Below are 584 nucleotides of genomic sequence, written 5' to 3' on the forward strand. Positions count from 1 at the left end.
CGGTGTTTGCGTTCACTTCGGATGCGGGCAGCTTTGTTCTCCAGTCGAGTCCGCCGCGGTTTGCCTCCTTCCGGTAGCGGTGGTTCCTGTTGGCCGGCGAGTAGTCCGGCATCTCTGGTGCGGTAGCAGTGGCCTGTCTGCGAGGTCAGCGAGATACTTCGATCCGGATTCGGATCGAGCCGCCACTTGCCGGAATGCTTGAGGCGGTGATGGTTGCGGCAGAACGCACTCAGATTCGACGCCACCGTCTTCCCGCCCTGCGTGGGGTCGGTGTGGTTGAACGGAACGTTGTGGTCGAGATCGCAATTCCAAGCGGGGACATCGCAGTGCGGCCACTGGCAACTTCCCGCGAAGACGCGCAGCCACGTATCGAGTGCCGCGCCGGGACGGTACACCGTCGCCGAGGCAGGCTCAGGCGTTGGTTCGGGGTTTACGGGTACGCAGACTTCCTTTATCGTGGCGTCTTTTGCGATGTCGCGGGCATGCTCGGCGCTGATGACGCCGTACCCGTCGAGATGGGCGGGCTCATCCGATCCTGCGCGTAGCGCTGAATCGTGGATCACCACATGGACCAACGGCCGGCG

Annotated in this window: 1 protein-coding gene; it reads right to left on the reverse strand. The window is 63.4% G+C overall.

Going from position 1 to position 584, the window contains the following annotated elements:
* Positions 1 to 584 (reverse strand): HNH endonuclease signature motif containing protein (locus V2B23_RS30915; RefSeq protein ID WP_430953699.1); only part of this gene is annotated, 584 nt, incomplete at both ends.

This window comes from Rhodococcus sp. 24CO, from assembly GCF_050586165.1.
In the GTDB taxonomy this organism is placed as follows: Bacteria; Actinomycetota; Actinomycetes; order Mycobacteriales; family Mycobacteriaceae; genus Rhodococcus_F.